Below are 17,661 nucleotides of genomic sequence, written 5' to 3'. Positions count from 1 at the left end.
GCCGACCGGCCCAAGCGGGGCGGGGGCGCACGGGAACAGCCTGGCCGTGAACCCCTTTTCGTACCGCACACAGAGAGAAGGCCGCGCCATGAAGGCACTCGTCTTCCACGGGCCCGGACAGACCTCCTGGCAGGACGTCCCGGACCCCGCGATCAAGGACGCCGCCGACGCGATCGTCCGCGTCGACGCCGTCACGATCTGCGGCACCGACCTGCACATCGTCAAGGGCGACGTCCCCGAGGTCAGCCCGGGCCGCGTCCTCGGCCACGAGGCCGTGGGCACCGTCGTCGAGACGGGCGGCGACGTCCGCACCGTACGCCCGGGCGACCGGGTGCTGATCTCCTGCATCTCGGCATGCGGCCGCTGCCGCTTCTGCCGCGAGGCCCGCTACGGACAGTGCCGCGAGGGCGGCGGCTGGGTCCTGGGCCACACCATGGACGGCACCCAGGCCGAGTACGTACGCGTCCCCTTCGCCGACCTGTCCGTGCACCCCCTGCCCAGCACCCTGCCGAGCGACGAGGCGGTGCTGCTCGCGGACATCTTCCCGACCGCCTACGAGGTGGGCGTCCTCAACGGCAACGTACGCCCCGGCGACACCGTCGTCGTGGTGGGCGCGGGCCCCATCGGCCTCGCGGTCATCGCCACCGCCTCGCTCTGCAGCCCGTACCGGGTCATCGCCGTCGACCTGGCCGCCTCCCGGCTCGCCGCCGCCCGCGACCTCGGTGCCGACGCCACCGTCGGCGCCGAGGAGGGGCCCGAGAAGCTGGTGGAGGACCTGACCGACGGGCTCGGCGCGGACGTGGTCGTCGAGGCCGTCGGCGTGCCGGAGGCCTTCGAGATGTGCACCCGCATGGTCCGGCCCGGCGGCCGCGTCGCCAACATCGGCGTCCACGGCAAGCCCGCGACCCTCCACCTCGAAGACCTGTGGATCAAGGACGTCACCATCACCACCGGCCTCGTCGACACCCACTCGACGCCCGTCCTGCTCCGCATGATGGCCGCGGGCCGGCTGCCGGGGGCGGCGATGGTCACCCACCGGTTCGAGCTGGACAAGATGGCGGAGGCGTACGACGTCTTCTCCCGGGCCGGTGACACCGGCGCCCTCAAGGTCGTCCTCGGCGCAGCACGGCACGACACGGTCGCCGTACCGCCCCAAGAACAGTGATCACCATCAGGAGCACTGATCACCTTCCCGAGCACTGATCGGGCTCAGGACCGCTGATCGCCCTCAGGAGCACTGATCGTGCTCAGGAGCAGGCTCACCGTAGAACCCCCGCCCCGCCCCGCCCGGCTCACCGCTCGTCGCACGACGGCCGATGAGCCGGGTGCCCGGTGCGTCACCGGATCTCCAGGACCTCCTTCACCGGGCGACGCGGCGTGGCCGCTCCCGACGGGCCGTAGCCGAGCCGCACCACCATCTGGACGTGGCCCACGGAGGCCAGCGGATCGCGGACCGTCCAGCGGAGTTCCGGCCATTCGAGGGGCTGCGAGGTCATCGACGTGGCGAGGCCGTCGGCGGTGGCCCGCAGGAGTACGCGCTCGAGTGCCTGGCCGGCCCGCAGCCAGTCGGCCGGGGTGTCGCCCGGCGTGCCGAGCAGGGCGAGCTGCGGGTGCTTCTCGAAGACGGCCCAGCCGCGGTCCGGGACCGGGTGGGCCCGGCCGAAGTCGCGTACGGGCGCCGTCGCCGCACCGGAGCTCCGGGGACCGAACGCCGCGGCGGGAATCCCGTCGTCCCGCGTCGTCGGGGTCGTGGGAGACGCGTCCGGCGCCCCGGTGGTCCACGAGGCCGTCTCCGCCCGGGCGAGCGGGTCCATCTCCTCGTGGTGCTCCGCGTCCCGTACGAGTGCCAGCACGGTCTCGGTGTGCCAGCTGTCGGGGACGGTCAGCCGGCAGCCCTCCAGACGGGCGGCTGCCCGCAAGCCGTCCAGCAGCGCGGGCGCAACGCGCTCGTCGCCGAACGGATGGCGGCTGGTGTGCCGGCGCCGGAGCACGTCGTGCAGCGCGGCGAGCTCGTGGTTCTCCTCCGTGGGCGGCCCGAGGGCGACGGTGGCCAGCAGCCACGGGTCGGCGGGGTCGGGCAGCAGGGCCACGTGGGCACCGAGCCCGTTCCACGCCGCCGACACGCGCAGGTTGAACAGGGCCGCGGCGCAGCCCAGGTGGAGGGCGCGGTGATCGGGGTCCGTCCGTGTCATGGCACGCTCCGGATCGCCGCGCAGTTCGAGGGTGCCGGCCGCCGAGTGCAGGAGGAACCGCCAGGGCTGCGCGTTGTGCATCGAGGGGGCCGTGACGGCGTCCGCCACGAGCCGGGCGGCGGTGTCCGCGTCGACGTGGGATGCGCTCATGGGAATCGTCCTGTCCGTGCGTTCCTTCGGGTGTCCGGCCGGCGGCCGGAGGTCACCACGGCATCGCGTGGCGGACGTTGCCGACGCCGGTGCTCTCCTCGTCGTCGGTGCGGGCCGTCAGGCGTGACGCCACGGCCACGACGCCGTCGATCCGTTCGACGAGAGAGAGGATCACGGGCAGCCGGCTGCGGCGCGGAACGGTGCCGTCGAGGGTGACGATGCCGTCCACCACGTGCACTTCGACGTCGGCGGTCGGTACGTCCGCCACGTCCCTCAGGACCTCCTGGACCCGTCGGCGTATCTCGGAGTCCGGGCGCAGGAACATGCGGAGCAGGTCCCGGCGGGTGATGATGCCGACCAGCCGGTCCTCCTCGTCCACGACGGGCAGCCGCTCGATGCCGCGGCGGGTCATCAGCCGGGCCGCGTCGGCCGCCGTCCCGTCGGCGAGGACGGTGATCGCCGGGGCGGACATGATCTCGCCCGCCGTGGTCGGCCGGGCCGCGGGCCTCTCGTCCGGCGACGCGTACGGATCGGGTCCGGCGTGGGCCAGTACGTCGGTCTGCGAGACGACACCCACCACACGGTCCTCGTCGTCCAGGACGGGGACACCGCTGATGTCGTACTGGGCGAGCAGCTTCGCGACGTCCTTGAAGGCGGTTCCCGGAACGACGGAGACGACCTCGTCGCTCATCAGGTCCGTCACCTTGAGGCTTTGCATGGGGCTCTCCTGCTCTGCCGTGTCGTGTCGTGTGGTGTCGTGTCGTGCGTGCCGGGTCTTGCGTGCCGTTCGGCCGCGAGCGGCTGTGCGGGGTGCATGCGTCACCCAGCATCCGCCGGAGCCGACGGGGGAGCGAGGGGCCGAACGGTCCCGTCCGGGGACCGGAAGGGCCCCCGGGACCGGCCCCGGCCCCGGTCCCGGCCCCGGCCCCGGTGGTACGGGGCCGGGGCGCGGGCGGGAGAGGGGGAGGGGAGGGGAGGGGAGGGAAGGAGGGGGAACCTTCGGTCCCGGAAGGGTCCCGGGAGGCCCTCCTCCCCACCCGCTTCCGGTGCCAGCGTGAGAGGTGTCATCCATCGGCCCCTCGGTTGGGAGTCATCGTGGAAAGCACCATCCGCACCCCGGACACCAGCTCGGTCGTCGTCGGCGTGGACGGCTCGGAGCAGGCGCGCGCTGCCGCCCTGTGGGCCGCCGGTGAGGCAGTACGCCGCGACCGCCCCCTGCACATCGTCTTCGGCGCCGCCACCGACGGCAGGGCGCTGTACCTGCCGGCGGAGACCGTCGAAGAGGTTCGTGCCGAGGGCCGTGAACTGCTGGACGCGACGGCGAAGGCCGTGACCGCCGAGTACCCCGGCCTCGACGTGTCCACCGAGTTCAGCCGCACGGACGCCGTCACCACCCTGCACCGGGCCGGCGGCGCGCACGGCACCGTCGTCGTCGGCAACCGCGGCCTGGGCGGCTTCACCTCACTCCTGCTCGGCTCCGTCGGCCTCGGCATCGCGGCCGTCGCCGAGACCCCCGTCGTCGTGGTCCGCGACATCGGCACGGGCGAGGAGCGCGGTACCGTTCTCGCCGCCGTCCGTGACGAGCAGGACCTGGTGTGCGCCCGCTACGCGGCGCGGGAGGCCGAGCTGCGCAAGGCGTCCCTGCGCCTGCTGCACGTGTGGAACATCCTCCGGTCCGTCGGCGACGTGGTGACCATGCTCGACGGCGTCGACGAGATCGCCGGCGGACACGAGCAGACCCTGCGCCTGGTCACCGACACGATCCACGAGGAGTTCCCCGAACTGACCGTCGAGGGCGACGCCGAGAAGAACCGTTCGGTCGCCGGGGCCCTGGTCGAGGCCTCCCGCCACGCCGACCTGCTGGTCATGGGCGGCCGCCGCGCCCCCACCCCGCTCGGACTCGGCCGCAACCTGGGCCGGGCCACCCACGGCGTGCTGCACCACGCCCACTGCCCGGTCCTCCTCATCCCCCGCTCCGACACCCCCTCCCACAACCCCTCCGCCGGCCGGACCGGGGGGTGACACGTCCGCACTGGACGGGAAACCGCCTCCGGCCGGGACTACTGTGGACAACGTGGTCCTCTCACCGCTGTCCCCGGCCGGAGGTGGGGCATGAGCGAAGGCGGCAGGCCCACCGGCGGCGGGGTGCCGCGACTGCGGCTGGACGAGCTGCTCGACGAACTCCAGGACGAGCTCCAGGTACGTATAGACGAGGTCAGAGGCGCCCGTGACCGGCTGAACGGCCTCCTGGAAGCCGTCATGTCGGTCGGCCGGAAGCTGGATCTGCCGCAGGTGCTGCGCGGCATCGTCGAGGCCGCCGTCGTCCTCGTGGACGCCGAGTACGGGGCTCTGGGAGTCGTCGGCGACGGCAAGAAGCTCGCCGAGTTCCTCCCCGTCGGCATCAGCGACGAACTCCGCGCGCGTATCGGTGACCTGCCCTCCGGCCACGGCATCCTCGGCGAACTGATCCGCCACCCCGCACCCCTGCGCCTCGCGGAGCTGTCCGAGCACCCCGCCTCGTACGGGTTCCCGCCCCACCACCCCCCGATGCACTCCTTCCTCGGCGTCCCCATCCGCGTCGGCGAGGCGGTCTTCGGCAACCTCTACCTGACCGAGAAGCGCGGAGGCGCCCACTTCGACGCCGAGGACGAGTCCGTCCTGTCCACCCTCGCGGTCGCCGCCGGCATCGCCATCGAGAACGCCCGCCTCTACGAGGAGGCCCGCCTGCGCGAACGCTGGCTGACGGCGAGCGCCGACATCACCAGCGCGCTGCTCTCCGGAACGCCCCGCGACGAGGTCCTCGACGGCATGCTGGACCGGGCCAGGGACATCACCGGCGCCGACCTGGGCGTCTTCTACCTCCTCGGCCCCGCCGGCGACCTGCGCGGCTCCCTCGCCCGCGGGGAGGGAGCGGCAGCACACCGTGGGCTCGTGCTGCCCGGTACGCGGGGCACCTTGGCCGGGGCCGCCCTGGACCGGGACGGCCCGCTCACCGTCGCGGACGTCGAGAACGACCGGCAGATCACCGTGCAGCCCGGACGCTGGAAGGGCATCGGCCCGGCCGTCGCCGTCACCGTCGGCACGAAGGAGAAACTCAGCGGGGTGCTGGTGCTCGCCCGCCGCCGCGGGCGGGCGGGGTTCGCCACCGCGGAGGTCGCCGCGCTGCCCGGCTTCGCGGGCCAGGCGGCTCTGGCCCTGGAGCTGGCGGACCGGCGCAGGGACGCCGAGCAGATGAGCATGCTGGAGGATCACGACCGTATCGCCCGGGACCTCCACGATCTGGCCATCCAGCGACTCTTCGCCACCGGCATGACCCTGCAGAGCGCCCGGCGTTTCGTCGACCACCCCGAGGCTTCCGAACGGCTCGCCCGGGCGGTCGACGACCTCGACGCCACCATCAAAATCATCCGGTCCACCATTTTCGGGCTCCGCGCGCACGACTCCCCGGCCGTGGGCTCCAAGCTGCGTGCGCGCGCCGTGCAGGCTCTGGACGAGGCCGCCGCATGCCTCGGCTTCGCCCCGGCCCTGCGTATGGAGGGGCTGATCGACACCGACGTACCGCCGCTCGTGGCCGACGAGGTCCTCGCCGTCATCGGCGAAGCCCTCAGCAACGTCGCCCGGCACGCCCGCGCCACCCGCGTCGACGTGTCGATCGCCGCGAGCGACGGGATCCTGACCCTGGAGGTGGTGGACGACGGCGTCGGCCTGCCCGAAGGCGGCGGCCGGCGCAGTGGGCTGCGCAACATCGCCGAGCGCGCCGAGGGTCTCGGGGGCCGGATGACGGTCGCCCCGCGGGGCCGGGGCGAGCACGGCACCCGCCTGCGCTGGCTGGTGCCGCTGGCCCCAGCGGGGACCGGACCGACGCCGCCGCCCGGGTGAGCGACGGCCGGACGGGCCGCAGGGAGCGATGCCGTGGCTAGGGACCGTACGGGCCGCCGTGCCCGGGGTTGTGGCCGAGGCCGTGGCTGTCGCCGTGATCACGGTCGTGACCGTGATCGTGATCGTGGACCTGTGCGGCGATCACGGCCGCCTGCACCCGGCGTTCGACGCCGAGCTTGCCCAGCAGCCGCGAGATGTGGTTCTTGACGGTCTTCTCCGACAGGTAGAGCCGCTTGGCGATCTGCCGGTTGGTGAGTCCCTCGCCGATGAGTTCCAGCACGGCCCGTTCCCGTTCCGTCAGAGCCGCCAGGCGGGCGTCCTCCGGCTCCTTCGGAGCCTCCGGGGCCCGCAGGGAGTGCATCAGCCGGGCGGTGGTGGCCGGATCGAGCATGGACTGACCGGTGGCGACGGTGCGTACGGCGGAGACCAGGTCGGAGCCCTTGATCTGCTTCAGTACGTATCCGGCCGCGCCCGCCATGATCGAGTCCAGCAGGGCGTCCTCGTCGTCGAAGGACGTCAGCATCAGGCAGGCCAGGGCGGGCATGTGGGAGCGCAACTCCCGGCAGACGGTGATGCCGTCGCCGTCGGGCAGCCGGACGTCGAGCACGGCCACGTCCGGACGCAGCGCCGGGCCGCGGGCGAGGGCCTGCTCGGCCGTACCCGCCTCACCCACGACGCTGATGTCCGGTTCGGCGTCGAGGAGGTCCCGCAGCCCTCGCCGGACCACCTCGTGATCGTCGAGGAGGAACACCTTGATCGGTGTCCGGGGAGAGACGTTCGGATCGTCGGACATGGTCGCCCCTGATTCGGACCCTGCTGTGACCTTCCGTCCGTATTGTCTCAGGGAGGCGTGCGCCGCACCCGTGGGGCCGGCCCACGCGGGTGCGGCGCAACGCGCGATCCGGCCACCGCGGTGGCCGCAGTGTCAGCCGTGCCCGGGCAGCGGTTCGCGGGCCGCGTGCCAGGCGGGCGGGAGCGCGGCGACCCCCGTCCGAGCGGCGATCACCCCGCCCGCGATGGCGCAGGTGGTGTCGATGTCCCCGCGCCCGGCGACGGTGGACCACAGGCCCTCGTGCAGGTCGTCGAGGTGTCCCGCCGCGCACCAGAGGGCGTAGGGGACGGTGTCGGGCCCGGACATCCGGTATCCGGAGCCCAGGACCTCCGCGGCGTGCCGGACCGAGGCGCGCGGCGACATCCGGGCCGCGATCCGTATCCCCGAGCGGACGTCGCCGTCGGGCAGCCGTGCGGCGACCTCGTGGAGGAAGTCCGGCCGGGCCGGCGCGGGCCCGCCCCGGCTGCGCGCCGCCAGCGCTGCGGCGACGGCCACGGCCACCGCTCCGGCCACCGCCTCCGGATGGTGGTGCGAGACGACGCTCTGCTCGGCGGCCAGCCCGGCGGCGGCGTCGAGGTCCGCGCAGTGCCAGGCGCCGAGCGGGGCCACGCGCATGGCCGCGCCGTTGCCCCAGGAGCCCTGGCCTTCGAACTGCCCGGCCACCACCTCCCGCCAGGGCTCGCCCTCGCCGATCCGGCGGAGCACATCGTGCATCGAGGCTCCGTAGCCGCGGTGCGTGTCGTCGGCGTAGGCCTCGGCGAGGCGGCGGGCCAGGCGGTCCTGGTCGATCGCGCCCCCGCCCTCGGTGAGTTCCCGTACCAGGACGAGGGCCTGGGTGGTGTCGTCGGTCCACTCCCACAGCGGCTCCGGGGGCACGGTCCGTGCCTCCAGGGCCGCTTCACCCTCGCGACGCAGGATGCCGAACCAGCGCTCACCGAAGGCATCGCCGAAGGCGAGCCCGGAGAGCGAGTCGAGTGCGGGGACGGGCAAGTTGATCACCGGACCAGTATCACAAGGCGGCGGCGCCCCCGGCACCGCGTTTTCGGTGCGGCCCCGGTGTCACCGCCGGAACCGGTCAGTGTGCGGCGGCGCCGGCGACTGCGGCGGCGGTCGGAGCGGCCTGGTAGGGGGCGAAGCCGGCGTTGTCCTTGCAGCCGAGCTGCTCCCAGGTCTTGTCGTTGGTGACCGGGTCGGTACCCGTCAGCCGGTACTTGCACGCACCCTTGATGAAGTTGCCCTGCACACCCCCGGGGAAGTCGATCTCCTTGTTCCACAGGTACGGCGACTGGTAGTTGTTCACGCGGGCCGTCGCGTTGACGTCGATGCCGCCGGGCGCGTAGATCTCGTACACCCAGCCGGTCTTCTCCGTGCCGTAGGTCGCGAACCTCTTGGCCACCGACTGGTCGCAACTCGTGCTGAGGTGGGCGCTGAGCTGGCCGCCACCCTTGACGATGTACTCGGCGAGCGGGATCAGCTGGTCGCCGCGCGGGGTGAAGCCGGTCCGGAAGATCTCCTCGACGTTCTCCCTCGTGTCGCCGCGCCACAGGGTGTTGACGTCCTCCCGCCACTGCCAGCGCTCGCTGGAGGCGGTGGCGGCGACGGTGGGGGCGATGTGCGTGACCGTCGTGGTGCGCCACCAGTCCGCGGCCCGGTACTCGACGACCGGGCCGCAGGGCGCGGTGGTGTCGTCCTCCGCCACCGGTGCCGTAGGTGCCGTCGGTGCCACGGGTGCCGCCGTGGCGGCCGGGGTGACGACGACGGAGAGCAGGAAGGTGGCGGCGAGGACCCGCAGAGCGGCCTTCAGCATGATGTGGCGACCCATCAGTCGAGGTGGTGAGGGAGGGAGCACCCCGTTTATAGGGGTGTTGTCCCGCTGCCGGGCCGCGGGCCGCAGGTCGGACCACTCGTGCGGGGGGATCAGTCGTACTGGGGAAAGGATTCACCGGACCGGAACCGGAACCAGAACCGGAACCAGAACCGGAGCCGGGAGCGGGATCAAGGCCGCGGCCCGCAGCCGCGGTTCAGGCCGGCCGGCACAGGTCCCGTACATCCGGGCACGGCCGGAACCCGGCCGACCGGTAGGCGGCGACGGCGGCGGCGTGGGAGCCCGGGGTGCAGTCGATCGCGCTCGACGAGCCCGGTTTCCGGTGTTCCCGGTGGACGCCCATCGGTTCGAGCAACCCGGGCCTGCCGGCCCGGCCGCCCGGAGGGCGGGCGGGGCCCGCGGACACCCCCCTACGGCGTCGGCGTCGGCGTGGACGCGTCGACGATGCGGCCGTCGCGGAGTTCCACGACCCGGTCGGCGAGTTCGATGAGATTGGGGTCGTGGGTGGCGACCAGGATGGTGACCGCCTCGCTGCGCACCACCGCGCGCAGCAGCTCCATGATCGACCGGCCGGTCTCCGAGTCGAGCTGGCCCGTCGGCTCGTCGGCGATGATCAGATCGGGGTCGTTGGCGAGGGCGCGGGCCACCGCCACGCGCTGCTGCTGACCGCCGGAGAGTTCGCCCGGGCGCTGCTCGGCGTGGTCCGCGAGGCCGACCAGGGCGAGCAGGGTCCGGGCGCGTTCCTCGCGCTCCTGGGCCGGGACGCGGCGCAGCCGCATCGGTACCCCGACGTTCTCGGCGGCGGTGAGGACGGGAATCAGGCCGAAGGACTGGAAGACGAAGCCGATGCGGTCGCGGCGCAGGGCGAGCAGGTCCGGCTCGCCCAGGGTCGCCAGGTCGGTGCCGTCGACGCTGATCCGGCCACCGGTCGGGGTGTCGAGGCCGCCGACGAGGTTCAGCAGGGTGGTCTTGCCGGAGCCCGACCGGCCCTTGAGCGCGGTGAGTTCGCCCCGGCGCACCTCGAAGGACACGCCGCGCAGGGCGTGGACGGCCTGCGCACCGCTGCCGAAGCTGTGGCGTACGTCGTCCACGACCACGATGGGCGTGCCGTCGTCCTTCCGTGCCGCCGGGACCGTGGCCGTTTCCTGGTGGTCCGTCATCGCCTGTACCCCCCGTTGGGTCGTCCGGGCGGAGCGTCCGGCTCCGTATCTCCCGCCCCGGTCCCGCTGCCGCTGCAACATTCTGCTCGCATTTGCGCATCTGTTGCACCAATCACGCAAGCCCCTTCCGTCCCTGGCTCGAATCTGACAGCATCGTCCGCTATCCGGTACCAGGGGTCCGGATGGGGGAGGAATTCACCACGTGCTCGGCTTCGTCGTGCGCCGGCTGCGCGGGCGTTGGCCGCTCGCCGTCGCCGTGCTGCTCACCGTACTGATCACCGCGACCGCTCTGACCGCGCTGACGGCTTTCACCCGTGGCGTGGGGGAGGAGGGACTGCGGCGGGCCCTGACCGGCCCGGAACAGCCGCGGACCACCGTCGTGATCACCAGCGGCCATCCCGCCGCCGACCGCGCCAAGGACGACGAGTCCGTCCGGTCCTACGCGGACGAAGTGTTCGGACGGCTTCCCGTCACCGCCGAGAGCGTCGCCCGCAGCCGCTCGTACGGACTCCCGGGCGCCGCCGCCTCGGGTCAGGACGCCGACCTCACCCTGCTCGCCGCCCTCGCCCGGGACCGCGTACAACTGCTCGCCGGCCGGTGGCCCGAGCCGGTCACCGCTGCCGCCCCGGCCTCCACTGCCGCCGCCACCGCCGCCCCGGCCTCCACTGCCGGAGCCGCCACCGCCCCGGCGCCGACCCAGGTCGCCGTGCCGCGCGCCGCCCTGGCCCGCCTCGGCCTCACCGAGGCCGCGCTGCCCGCACCCGTCCGGCTCGACGACCGGTTCGGCGGCCCCCAGCTGACCGTGCTGGTCACCGGCGTGTACCGGGCCGCCGACCCGGACGCCGGATACTGGAAACTCGACCCGCTCGGCGGCCGCGAGGTCCACTCCAGCACCCTGGCCACCTACGGTCCGCTCCTGGTGGACGACAGCGCCTTCACCACGGGCACGCTCCTCCAGAACTACCGCCTCACGCTGCTCACTCCGGACCTGCGCACCCTCCGCACGGCCGAGGCCGCGACCGTCCGCACCGCGGCGGACCCCGCCGCGGCGGCCCTGGAGGGCGCCACCTCCCTGCGCGCCGCCACCGAGCTGCCGAAGGTCCTCACCGAGCTCGACTCCGGGATGCGCGTCGCCCGTTCGACCCTGATGATGGGCGCCCTCCAGCTCGCCGTCCTCGCCACCGCCGCCCTGCTCCTCGTCTCCCACATCGTCGCGGTCCGCCAGGAACCGGAGCGCGTCCTGCTCACCGCGCGCGGCGCCTCCCGCCGACGCCTCGGCGCCCTGAGCGCGGCCGAGTCCCTGCTGCTGGCCCTGCCCGCAGCCGTCCTGGCACCGCTGCTGACCCCGCCCCTGCTGGGCCTGTTCAGCCGGTTCGGACCACTGGAGCGGGTCCACCTGCGGATCCCGGACACCTGGCTGGTCTGGCCCGTCGCCGCCGGCTGCGCCCTGGCCTGCGTCCTGCTGACGACCCTGCCCGCCGTCCTGCGCGGCGCCTCGGCCGCCGTCCTGCGACGCGCCGGCAGCCGGCAGGCCATGGTGACCGGGGCGGCCCGCTCCGGCCTGGACCTGGCCGTCGTGGTTCTCGCCGTTCTCGGCTACCAGCAGCTCTCGAAGTCCGGCGACACCGACACCCCGCCGGCCACCACCGGCTTCGGCGAGGGACTCGGCGTGGACCCCGTCCTCGTCGCCGCGCCCGCCCTCGCCCTGTGCGGAGGCACACTGCTCGTCCTGCGGCTGCTGCCGTACGCGGCGCGCGCCGGGGGACGGCTGGCCGCCCGCGGCCGCAGCCTCGCCCCGGCCCTCTTCGGCTGGCAGCTCGCCCGCCGCCCCGGCCGGGCCACCGGCCCCGTACTGCTCCTCGTACTCGCCGTCTCCAGCGGCATCCTGGCCCTCGGCCAGGACTCCGCCTGGTCCGCGTCCCAGCGCGACCAGGCCGACTTCGCGACCGCGGGCGGCCTGCGGATCTCGGCGAGCAGCATGCCCGCGATGGGACAGGGCGGCCGCTACGGGGCACTGCCGGGCGGCGACCGCCTGAGCCCGGTGGTCCGCCGGGAGCAGCAACTGCCCGGCGGCATCGTCGCCGACGTCATGGCGCTGGACGCCGCCAAAACGGCCGCGCACATACCGCTGCGCGCCGACCTGCGCGGCGGCCGCGACATGCGCGAGCTCTTCGCCCCGCTCGCCGACACCGCCGCGCAGGCCCCCGGCATCGCCCTGCCCGGCACCCCCCGCCGGATCGACCTCGACATGTCCGTACGGTCCGCCGGCACCGGCTGGGCCGCCGTCAGCATGCTGCTGCGCGACCGGTTCGGGGCCCTCCACGGCACACAGTCGGTCACCCTGCCCGCCGGGGGCGACACCACCCTCGCCTTCCCGCTGGACACCCTCACCGGCGCCCCGGTCGGGACCGCCGCCACCCCGCTGACCCTTGCCGGCCTGCGACTCTCGTACGCCGGCGACGGCAGCCCACCCGGCGACGGCAGCGAACTGACCCTGCGCCGGATCGCCGTCTCCGACACCGCCGACGGCTCCGCGACGGCGGTCCCCGCACCCGCCGCCACCGGTCAGGCCGGCTGGCGCACCTCGTCCTCGCCGGAGCAGCGCGTCCAGCGGGCCCCCGAACTCTCCCCGCTCCCGGCCGGATCCACGGACCTGGCACGCCTGCGCTACTGGGGCGGCTTCGGCACCGACAGCGGCGTCACCGCCGTACTGTTCCCGGCGCCCGCCGCGCCGCCCGCCGACGCCGTCCCGGCCGTCGCCACCACCCGCTACCTGCGGACCGTGGGCGCCTCCGTCGGAGACACCGTCCGCGTCCCGATGGACGGAGCGGCCGTCCCCCTGCGGATCACCGCCGCCGTGGACTCCCTCCCCGTGGCCGGCCGGACGGCCCTCGCCGCGGACCTCCGCGTGCTCGGCCGCTTCCTCGTGGAATCCGCCGGCCGGCAGCCGGCCCCGCCCACCGAGTGGTGGCTGCCCGCCACCTCGGCGGCCGACCCCGTCCCGGCCCGCGCCGCCGCCGAACTGCGCGCGGGAGTCAGGACCGAGCGCGTCCAGCTCCGCGAGGAGATCACGGACCGTCTGCTGGACGACCCGCTGAGCGCCGGCCCGCAGAGCGCGCTCGCCGCCCTCGCCGTCGCCTGCGCGGTGCTCGCGGCCATCGGCTTCGCGACCTCCACGGCCGCCGAACGACGGGTGCGCGGCCGGGAGTTCTCCGTCCTGCTCGCACTCGGCACCCCGCGCCGGGCCCTCGCCAGGGCGGCCGCCGCCGAGGGCGGAGTGCTGATCCTCATCGGGACCGCCGTCGGCACCGGCCTGGGCGTCGCCCTCGTCCATCTGATGGCGCCCCTGATCGTGCTGACCCCGTCGGCCGGGCGGCCGTTCCCGCCCGTACAGGTGGACATGCCGCTCTGGCAGATCCTGCTGACGGCCGCCGCCATCGCCGCCGTTCCCCTGCTGTCGGCCGTCTTCAGCGGCCCCCGGGGCCGCGACATCGCCGCCCGGCTGCGCCCCGTGGAGGAGATGTGACCACCCCGCCGCCGTCCGCCACCCCGCCGTCGCCGGCCCCGCCGCGGAGGTCCGCCCCCCGGCCGCCCGCCGCCCCGCGGGCCGGGACGCGGCCCGCGCCGTGGGTCCGGACCCGGCTGCGCGCGGCTCCGCTCGGCACGCTGCTCGCCGCCGCGCTGGCGTTCGTCGCCGTCCTCTTCGCCGCCGCACTGCCACGGGCCCAGGACCGGGGCGCCGACCAGGCACTGCGGTCCTTCCTGACCGACAGCGGGTCGACCCGCACCAGCCTGCAGGCGACCGCGCCGGCCCCCGGGACCGGGCAGAGCGCCGAGGCCCTGGACCGGACGCTGAAGAGCCTGCTCGCCCAGACCGGGAACACCTTCCACGTCGACACCGACCGGGTCGTCCACGGCACACGGACCGTGAAGCGGCAGCCGCTGCTCAATCCGGAACTGTCCCGACCGCACGGCATACCGCCCATGATGTCCCTGCTGTACATCCAGCAGGCGCGGGACCACATGAAGCTGGTGGAGGGGCACTGGCCGGATGACACCCCCCGGTCCGCCGGGGCCGCCGGGGCCACGGAGGCCGCCGCGTACGAGCCGCCGCTGCAGGTCGCCATGTCGCAGCAGGCCGCCCGGACCATCGGCGCCCGCGTGGGATCCGTCCTGCGGAGCGCGCCCCTGGTCGACGGCACCCCGTCCGTGGAGGTCGTGGGCCTCTACTCGGTCCCGGACGAGACCGAGGACTTCTGGGTGGACCTGGACTGCCTCCCGCGGGCCTGCAAGACCTTCGCCGGGGACAGCTACCTGTGGGAGGCCGACGCCCTGATCGGCGCCGGCGACCTCGAACGGATGGACCTCTGGGGCCACGACGCCGAGGACTTCTGGCGCCTCCCGGTGGACGTCGGCCGCCTGCGGGCCGACCGGCTCGACGCCACGAAGAAGGAGATCGCCTCCTACGTGGCCGGACCCACCGCCGCCCGCCTCGCGTTCGAGACCCGCCGCGAGGGGCTGCGGACCACCTCCTGGCTGCCCGAGCTGTTCGAGCAGGCCCACGAACGCAGGCAGGCGGCGGAACCCCTCGCGCTGATCGGACCCGCCGGGGTCGGCGGGGTCGCCTTCGTCGTCCTGTGCCTCGCCGGCGCGCTCGCCGCGGACCGGCGGGACGCCGAACTGCGGCTGCTGCTGGCACGCGGCGGCTCGCGCTCCGCCATCGTCGGCCGCCTCCTCCGGGAGGGCGCCGTCACCGTCCTCCCGGCGGCCGCGGCCGCCACCGCACTGGCCGTACTCCTGCTGCCCACACCCCGGCTCGCCCCCGCGGTGCTCTCCGCCGCGGCCGTCGCGCTGCTCGCACTGCTGACCTTCCCGGTACGGGCGGCCGTGCTGCTGAGTCCGCCGCGCCCGGCCGGGCGCTGGCGCCGGCCCGTGGCCGAACTGCTCGTCCTCGCCGCCACGGCCGCCGCCGTGCTGGAGGTCCGCCGCCGCGGGGTCGCCCCGGCCGGCAGCGACCCGGACCCGCTGCTCGTCGCGTCCCCGCTGCTGCTCGCCCTGTGCGGCGCGCTGCTGCTGGCCCGGGTCCAGCCGGTGGTGACGGGGTGGTTCGCCCGGCTGGCCGGCCGCCGCTCCGGACTGGTCGGCTTCCTCGGACTGGCCCGGGCCGCCCGCGGCACCGGAGCCCGCGGCGCGGGCCGCTCCGGCCCCTCCGTGCTGCCGATGGTCGCCTTGCTCCTCGCCATCACCACCGGGGGGTTCGGGGCCACCGTCCTGCAGTCCGTCGAGTCGAACCGTCTCGGGGTCGCCCGGCTGACGGTCGGGGGCGACGCGTCCATCTCCGCCTTCGGCAAGGGGAACCTCCCGGACGGCCTCGCGCAGGCCGCCGGTGAACTGCCGGGCGTACGGACCTCCGTACCGCTGTGGGTCGACCACGACTCGTCCCTCGTGGGCACCGTCCGGCGCTCCAGCCAGGTCAACCTGATCGTCGTCGACCCGGCCGCCTACGCCGAACTGTCCCGCGTCCTGGACTGCGGCCGCTTCGACCCCGCCCTGCTCGCCACGGGCGGCGGGGAGCCCGCGGACGCGCCGGTGCCCGCGCTGTTCACCTCCGGCGTGGCACGCCTGGGCGGCTCGGGCACCTTCACCGTCCAGCCCGGCAACGGCGGAGAGGTGCGGGTCCGGGGCGCCGCCGTGATCGACTGCACCCCGGCGGTCCCGGCCGCCGACGCCGCGACCGTCGTCCTGCCCGCGGGCCGCGCGACGGCCCTGATCGGCGGCTCCGACCGCCCGAACCGGTGGATCGGCCTCGGCCCCGTCGACGGGGACCGGCTGCGCGCGCTGGTCCGGTCCGCGCTGCCGGCGGAGTCCGCGTCCCCGTCGGCACCCGGGCCGGCGTCCCCGTCGGCGCCCGGGTCCGCGTCCCCGTCGGCGCCCGGGTCCGCGTCCCCGACGCCCACGACCCCCGTCGCGGGGCGGGCCCCGGCCCCGGGGACACCGCCGGACGACGAGGCATATCCCGTACGCACCAGCGCCGACGCCGTCGCCGCGCTGGGCGCCGATCCGCTGCAGCGGTCGGCCGAGCGCCTCTTCTGGGCGTCCGTCGCCGGAGCGGCCGGCTTCGCCCTGCTGGCCGTACTGCTGACGCTGATGCGGACCGTCCCCGAACGCGCGGCCCTGCTCGCCCGGCTGCGCACGATGGGCCTGCGCCGCCGGCAGGGCGTCGCACTGATCCTCGCCGAGACCCTGCCGCAGACCCTGGCGGCGGCCCTGGGCGGGGCCCTGGTGGCGGCCGCCGCGGTGGCGCTGCTGGGCCCGGCGATGGACCTGTCCACCCTGGTCGGCGCGAGCGTGCCGACCGGCGTTCGGCTCACGGCGGCGCCCGTCCTGACCCTGGCCCTGGGCCTGGCCGCCCTGGTCGCCGCGGCCGTACTGGTCGAGGCGGCGACATCCGGGCGACGACAGATCACCACCGAGTTGAGAGCGGGAGACCAGCGTTGAACAGCGACCAGCCGACGTACGAGGAACTGCGCCGCCGGGCGACGGCAGCCGCGGAGCCCCGCGCCCGGGCGGTGGACGCCGCGATCGCCTGCGACCGCCTGGTACGGATCTTCAGCACGGACGGCATCGAGGTACAGGCCCTCCAGGGGCTGGAGCTGACGGTCGAACAGGGCGACCTGGTGGCCCTCGTCGGCGCCTCGGGCAGCGGCAAGTCCACCCTCCTGAACATCCTGGCGGGACTGGACGTCCCGACGGCGGGCAGCGCCGCCGTCGCCGGCTACGACCTGCTGGAACTGACGGCGCGGGACCGGCTGCGCTACCGGCGCGAAGCGGTCGGGTTCGTCTTCCAGCAGACGGCCCGCAATCTGCTGCCGTTCCTGACGGCCGCCCAGAACGTGGCGCTGCCGATGCAGTTGAAGGGCGGCGGCTCCCGTCGCGGCGGGAGCGCCCGCCGCTCGGCCCGGGTGGCGGAGATCCTGGACGCCCTCGGGATCGGCGACCTGGCGCACCGGCTCCCGGCGGAACTGTCCGGCGGCCAGCAGCAGCGCGTCGCGATCGCGGTGGCGATGGCCAACGACCCCAAGGTGCTGCTGGCCGACGAACCCACCGGCGAACTCGACTCCGAGACCGCCGCGGCCGTCTTCGAGGCCTTCCGCACGGTCAACAAGGAACTGGGCGTGACGGTGGTCATCGTGACGCACGACCCCATGGTGGCGGGCGAGGTCCGCCGCACCGTCGCGATCCGCGACGGCCGCACCAGCAGCGAGGTCCTGCGCCGCCTGGTCACCGACGAGCACGGCGAGGAGTCGATCAGCGAACGGGAGTACGTCGTCCTGGACCGTTCGGGACGCGTCCAGCTCCCCGCGAAGTTCCTGGAGGCCCTCGGCATGGAACACCGGGTGGCGGTCGACCTGGCGGCGGACCACATCGAACTCCGCCCGGACCGCGCTTCCTAGACCGGTACCCGGCGGGCGTTCGCCGGAGCGGCGGCGTGACGGGAGCACTCGGCCGGGCGTCAGCCTGTTGGCCCACCGTGGACTGACAGGTCGTCATGCGGACCCCTACGCTGCAGTGCGCACGCCTCCGGCAGGCCGGAGGGCGCCGCTGTCGCGACCTCACGCGCCG

12 protein-coding genes and 1 pseudogene are annotated in these 17,661 nt (G+C 74.7%); 6 read left to right on the top strand and 7 right to left on the bottom strand.

The genetic code is table 11. The annotated features are described in order from the left end of the window. The first annotated feature begins 88 nt into the window (after positions 1–88). Positions 89–1,165, top strand: a complete 1,077-nt coding sequence (locus NRK68_RS03655; protein WP_257854904.1) for an alcohol dehydrogenase catalytic domain-containing protein — start codon at positions 89–91, stop codon at positions 1,163–1,165. Between the two features lie 172 nt (positions 1,166–1,337). On the opposite strand, the gene NRK68_RS03650 is transcribed toward NRK68_RS03655, so the two are convergent. Continuing rightward, on the bottom strand, positions 1,338–2,342 hold the full coding sequence (locus NRK68_RS03650; RefSeq protein ID WP_257854903.1) for an Acg family FMN-binding oxidoreductase: 1,005 nt from the start codon (positions 2,340–2,342) through the stop codon (positions 1,338–1,340). A 52-nt stretch (positions 2,343–2,394) separates the two neighbouring features. Next, positions 2,395–3,060 (bottom strand): CBS domain-containing protein, encoded by a 666-nt coding sequence (locus NRK68_RS03645; protein WP_257854901.1) that lies wholly within the window; start codon positions 3,058–3,060, stop codon positions 2,395–2,397. A gap of 377 nt (positions 3,061–3,437) precedes the next feature. Here NRK68_RS03645 and NRK68_RS03640 point away from each other — a divergent pair, with 377 nt between their 5' ends. Both NRK68_RS03640 and NRK68_RS03635 read left to right on the top strand, forming a co-directional pair. Then, positions 3,438–4,364, top strand: a complete 927-nt coding sequence (locus NRK68_RS03640; RefSeq protein WP_257854897.1) for a universal stress protein — start codon at positions 3,438–3,440, stop codon at positions 4,362–4,364. A 90-nt stretch (positions 4,365–4,454) separates the two neighbouring features. Then, a complete protein-coding gene (locus NRK68_RS03635) occupies positions 4,455–6,221 on the top strand; it encodes a sensor histidine kinase (protein ID WP_183065775.1) in 1,767 nt (588 codons plus the stop codon). Positions 6,222–6,258: 37 nt separating this feature from the next. Here the strand turns inward: NRK68_RS03635 and NRK68_RS03630 are convergent, their stop codons facing one another. From NRK68_RS03630 to NRK68_RS03610, 5 genes and pseudogenes are all read right to left on the bottom strand, one after another. Next, the gene (locus tag NRK68_RS03630) at positions 6,259–7,014 is read right to left on the bottom strand and encodes a response regulator (RefSeq protein WP_183065776.1); all 756 of its coding nucleotides are present in this window, start codon (positions 7,012–7,014) and stop codon (positions 6,259–6,261) included. A gap of 132 nt (positions 7,015–7,146) precedes the next feature. Next, positions 7,147–8,052 carry an ADP-ribosylglycohydrolase family protein gene (locus tag NRK68_RS03625; RefSeq protein ID WP_183065777.1) on the bottom strand — a complete coding sequence of 302 codons (906 nt, stop codon included), beginning with the start codon at positions 8,050–8,052 and terminating at the stop codon, positions 7,147–7,149. A gap of 76 nt (positions 8,053–8,128) precedes the next feature. Next, positions 8,129–8,875 (bottom strand): scabin-related ADP-ribosyltransferase, encoded by a 747-nt coding sequence (locus tag NRK68_RS03620; RefSeq protein WP_183065778.1) that lies wholly within the window; start codon positions 8,873–8,875, stop codon positions 8,129–8,131. Positions 8,876–9,074: 199 nt separating this feature from the next. Then, positions 9,075–9,281: pseudogene (locus tag NRK68_RS03615) on the bottom strand (hypothetical protein); the annotation flags it as partial. 7 nt (positions 9,282–9,288) lie between these two features. After that, positions 9,289–10,038, bottom strand: coding sequence for an ABC transporter ATP-binding protein (locus NRK68_RS03610; protein WP_183065779.1), 750 nt, complete (start codon positions 10,036–10,038; stop codon positions 9,289–9,291). A gap of 202 nt (positions 10,039–10,240) precedes the next feature. Between NRK68_RS03610 and NRK68_RS03605 the strand changes: the two genes are divergently transcribed. From NRK68_RS03605 to NRK68_RS03595, 3 genes are read left to right on the top strand one after another with little or no spacing between them, the layout of a single operon-like run. Beyond that, positions 10,241–13,564: an FtsX-like permease family protein gene (locus NRK68_RS03605; protein WP_257854894.1), complete on the top strand. Its 3,324-nt coding sequence runs from the start codon at positions 10,241–10,243 to the stop codon at positions 13,562–13,564. After that, entirely contained in the window at positions 13,561–16,536 is a 2,976-nt protein-coding gene (locus NRK68_RS03600) for a hypothetical protein (protein ID WP_183065781.1), read from the top strand. Before NRK68_RS03605 ends, NRK68_RS03600 begins: the two co-directional genes overlap by 4 nt. Continuing rightward, on the top strand, positions 16,533–17,492 hold the full coding sequence (locus NRK68_RS03595) for an ABC transporter ATP-binding protein (protein WP_257854893.1): 960 nt from the start codon (positions 16,533–16,535) through the stop codon (positions 17,490–17,492). The genes NRK68_RS03600 and NRK68_RS03595 overlap by 4 nt, the downstream gene beginning before the upstream one ends. Positions 17,493–17,661 lie beyond the last annotated feature (169 nt).

Origin of the sequence: Streptomyces yangpuensis, from assembly GCF_024666385.1 — a bacterium.
Classification (GTDB): Bacteria; Actinomycetota; Actinomycetes; order Streptomycetales; family Streptomycetaceae; genus Streptomyces; species Streptomyces yangpuensis.
This window is presented reverse-complemented; position numbering and strand designations above follow the sequence as displayed.